Annotated in this window: 6 protein-coding genes; 2 read left to right on the top strand and 4 right to left on the bottom strand. The window is 63.2% G+C overall.

What is annotated here, in order from left to right; genetic code table 11:
* Positions 1–797, top strand: a 797-nt coding sequence (locus EN879_RS27245; protein WP_164774604.1) for a chloride channel protein, incomplete at its 5' end; no start/stop codon positions are given.
* On the opposite strand, the gene EN879_RS27240 is transcribed toward EN879_RS27245, so the two are convergent.
* From EN879_RS27240 to EN879_RS27225, 4 genes are all read right to left on the bottom strand, one after another.
* On the bottom strand, positions 794–1,018 hold the full coding sequence (locus EN879_RS27240) for a ribbon-helix-helix domain-containing protein (RefSeq protein WP_013531014.1): 225 nt from the start codon (positions 1,016–1,018) through the stop codon (positions 794–796). The two genes, EN879_RS27245 and EN879_RS27240, sit on opposite strands and share 4 nt — an antisense overlap.
* Positions 1,015–1,212: a DUF4169 family protein gene (locus EN879_RS27235; protein ID WP_024501426.1), complete on the bottom strand. Its 198-nt coding sequence runs from the start codon at positions 1,210–1,212 to the stop codon at positions 1,015–1,017. The genes EN879_RS27240 and EN879_RS27235 overlap by 4 nt, the downstream gene beginning before the upstream one ends.
* A gap of 16 nt (positions 1,213–1,228) precedes the next feature.
* On the bottom strand, positions 1,229–1,765 hold the full coding sequence (locus EN879_RS27230) for an SspB family protein (RefSeq protein ID WP_127274355.1): 537 nt from the start codon (positions 1,763–1,765) through the stop codon (positions 1,229–1,231).
* Positions 1,766–1,883: 118 nt separating this feature from the next.
* Entirely contained in the window at positions 1,884–2,573 is a 690-nt protein-coding gene (locus EN879_RS27225; protein ID WP_127274354.1) for a TetR/AcrR family transcriptional regulator, read from the bottom strand.
* Between the two features lie 188 nt (positions 2,574–2,761).
* On the opposite strand from EN879_RS27225, the gene EN879_RS27220 reads away from it, so the two are divergent.
* The coding region (locus EN879_RS27220) for a multidrug effflux MFS transporter (protein WP_127274353.1) at positions 2,762–3,777 on the top strand (1,016 nt) is incomplete at its 3' end.

The raw sequence follows: 3,777 nt of genomic DNA, 5'->3' as shown, positions 1-3,777 counted from the left end.
CGTCGGGAGGTGTGCTGGCGCCGCTGTTGATCATGGGCGGGGCTATGGGCGCTGTGCTCGCCGGCGTTCTGCCTGCCGCGGATCCGGGTTTCTGGGCGCTGCTGGCAATGGCCGCCACCATGGGCGGCACGATGCGCGCGCCGCTGACCGCCACGTTCTTCGCCGTCGAACTGACCGGCAACACACATATGCTGGTGCCGCTGATTGCCGCCTGCGCCGCGGCGCATGCCGTGACCGTGCTTCTGATGAAGCGTTCGATCCTGACCGAAAAGATCGCCAGAAGGGGACACCATCTGGTTCGCGAATACCGTGTCGACCCTTTCGCCCTGACCAGGGTGCGCGAGGTGATGACGTCGCAGGTCGAAAGCGTGCCGGCGACGATGACGCTGCATGGCGCAGCAGCGTTCCTGACGGCGCCGGAAACACGGCATCCGAGTTTCCCGGTGGTCGACGAGAACGGTCAGGTGCTGGGCCTCATCGATCCGCCGGCGATCTTGCGCTGGAGACGCGCCGGCACGCACCGCACCACCACGCTTGGCGCGTTGCTGGCCGGCAGCAAGGTGACGCTGGCCTATCCGGACGAATATCTCGAAGGCCTCTCCGACAAGCTGCTGATGGCCAACGTCTCCCATCTGCCCGTCGTCACTCGCGAAGGCTCGTTGCTGGTCGGCTATGTCGGCTGGAAGGATCTGATGCGCGTGCGGTCCAGGAAACAGGCCGAGGAGCGCGAGCGTTCGACCTTGCTTGGCTTTGGCACCAGACGCAGGAAAAAGGACGACGCGGTCGAAAGCCTTTAGATGCTCTCTCCTCGCTTCGCCCACTCCAGCACATGGAGCCTCAACGCCGAGGACAGGTTGGTGTCGCGGGGCCGCGTCTCGTCGACTTCGGCGACAAGAGCAGCGAGCGTCAGCTCCCTGGTCGCCGCGATCGCGACGAGGTCGTCATAGAAGGGCTTTTCAAGCGAGTAGCTGGTGCGGTGGCCGCGAATGGTCACCGAACGCTTTTCGACCGGGCTCATTGACGGCCGGGGTCGCCGGGCTTTTCACGACGATGCCCGGCAACGAATTTTTCGCTCTTGTCGGCGGCGACGCGGTCGCGTTCCTTTTCGGCCTTGGAGCGGCCGTGCAGCGCGCGGTTCTGTTCGGCGGCGCGCAGCTTTTCGTCCCGCGCCTTTTGCTTGCGGGCCTGGCGGAGATTGACGATTTCGGCCACGGCGTAAGTCGCCGGCCTATTTCTTGCGGAAGGCGTCGAGCGAGACCACTTCGGCGCCCTTGGTGGCGGCGTCCGCGGCCGTGGGCTTCTTCTCCGCCTCCGCGGCGGCCTTCTTCTCGGCCTTCGGCTTTTTCTCGGAGACGATGGTCAACGGCTCCGGAGTTGGCGCAGCCGGTTCATCGGCTGCCGCACCATCCGTCTTGACGTCGAATTCGAGTTCGAAATTGACCGAGGGATCGTAGAAGCCGCGCACGGCCGAGAACGGGATTTCGAGTTTTTCCGGCACATCGGAGAAGGACAGGCCAACCTCGAAGCCGGTATCGGTCACCTTCAGGTCCCAATACTGGAACTGAATGACGATGGTCATCTGCTCGGGATAGCGCTCGCGCAGCCGCGAAGACACGCGTACGCCCGGCGCGCCGGTCAGGAAGGTGATGAAGAAGTGGTGGTTGCCGGGGAGGCCGGTGCGCGCGACCTCGGCCAGGACCTTGCGCATGACGCCGCGCAACGCCTCCTGGGCCAGAATGTCGTAGCGGATGTGGTCGTCGGCCATGTGGCGGTCGGGTTCCGTTGAATCGTCCGCATAGCTGTAATCAAGCTTGAGCGCGGCGTAAACCGCATATAGATCACCCTCGCGCGGAAGCGAAGACTATTGCCAGCGATTTGATCGCTCAGGCGCTGGCGAGCGCGCTTTGCTTTTCGGACGATGCCGCGGAGCGGCGCTTGCCGAAGGCGCGCAGGAAGGTACGCACGCCATTGGTCGCAGATTGCAGCACCTCGTCCTCGCGCGGCGAGCCGCCAAGCATGAACGTGGTCTGCAGTTCGGCATTGACGAGGCCAAGGAACTGGCGTGCCGCCACGTCCGGGTCCTCGATCGTGAGATAGCCGCCATAGGCGAGGCGGGCGAAGCGGGCGGCGATTGCCGGCCATGTCCTGCCCGGTCCCTGTTCGCGCCATTCGGCAAACAGTTCGGGATAGCGCTCGCCTTCGGTCTGGATCAGCTTGCGCAGGAATTTTCCATCGCGGTTGCAGATGCAATTCTGATTCAAACGCACCGCAAAGCCGATCAGGTCGGCTTCGAGATCCCCCGGCTGATCGGGGAAGGTGGCAATGGTGGCGAAGATGCCGGCATTGCAACGTTCGGTCAGATCACGGACCACAGCGACGAACAGTTTTTCCTTGTCGCCGTGATGGTGGGAGATGGTCTGGCGCGAGACGCCGGCTTCGGAGGCGAGCAGGTCGATATTGGCGCCGGCGAAACCTTCGCGGCAAAACACGGTGGCGGCGGAGTCGACGATCGACAGGCGCTTGGCCTCATGACCGCGTGGCGGGAAAATGTCAGGAGAAACGTGCAGCTTCATAAAAAACTATATAGAGGTGATTGACGATTTAGACAAGAGTGTCTAAATTTGTGGACACAAGATTAAGAGATTTCGCATGAGAGAGACGAACAGAACTCGCTCTCGATGTGTCGGAATCTCACGGGATGGAACGTCCTAGGTTAGACGCCGCCTGGCGGCGGCAACCAGATTTGAAAGAAGCCTCTATCATGAGTCCCAAATTCCTCCGCATCGCGGTCGTGCTCGGCTTGTTGTCCGCCATCGGCCCGTTCGCCATCGACATGTATCTGCCCGCGCTGCCGTCGATCGGCGCCGATCTGCATGCCGGCACCGCTGCCGTGCAGATGAGCCTGTTGATCTTCTTCCTGTCGATGGGCTTTGGCCAGATCGTCGTCGGGCCGATCTCCGACATGGTCGGCCGCAAGCTGCCGCTCTACGGCGGCCTTGCGCTGTTCATGGTCGGCGGCATCGGTTCGGCAATGGCGCCGACCATCGAATGGCTGATCGCTTTCCGCTTCCTGCAGGGGCTTGGCGCCAGCGCCGGCATGGCCGTTCCGCGCGCCATCGTGCGCGACCTGCATACCGGCAATGAGGCTGCCAAGCTGATGTCCTTGCTGATGCTGGTATTTTCGGTGTCGCCGATCCTGGCGCCGCTGACCGGCAGCGTGATCATCGAGAATTTCGGCTGGCGTGCCGTGTTCTGGACGGTGACGGGCGCGGCTCTGCTGGCCACCATCCTTCTGGCGACCTCGCTCAAGGAGACGCGGCCGGTGGAAGATCGCGCCGGGTCCTCCTTCGGCACCGCGCTGTCGGCCTACCGCTTCCTGATGGGCGACCGTAACTTCCTCGGCCTCACGGCGATTGCCGGCTTCGGCATTGCCAGCTTCTTCGTCTATCTGTCGAGCTCGTCGTTCATCCTGATCGACCATTACGGCCTGTCGCCTTCGGTCTACAGCGTGTTCTTCTCGATCAACGCGGTCGCCTTCATCGGCATGTCGCAGATGACGGGGCTGCTGGCCGAGCGCTTCGGCCTGAGGCGCGTGGTGCGCGTTGCGGTGACCGGCTATGCCACGACGATGGTGGTGCTGTTCGCGGTGATGGCGACGGGCATCGACCGGCTCGACGTGATGGCGGCGCTGCTGTTCGTCGGCTACGGCTTCCTTGGTCTGGTCATTCCGACCACGTCGGTGCTGGCCATGGAAGAGCATGGCCAGATTGCCGGCAC

The organism is Mesorhizobium sp. M7A.F.Ca.AU.002.02.1.1, from assembly GCF_003998535.1.
GTDB classification, from domain to species: Bacteria; Pseudomonadota; Alphaproteobacteria; order Rhizobiales; family Rhizobiaceae; genus Mesorhizobium; species Mesorhizobium ciceri.
The sequence above is the reverse complement of the archived record's forward strand: the minus strand, read 5'-3'. Positions and strand labels throughout refer to the sequence as shown.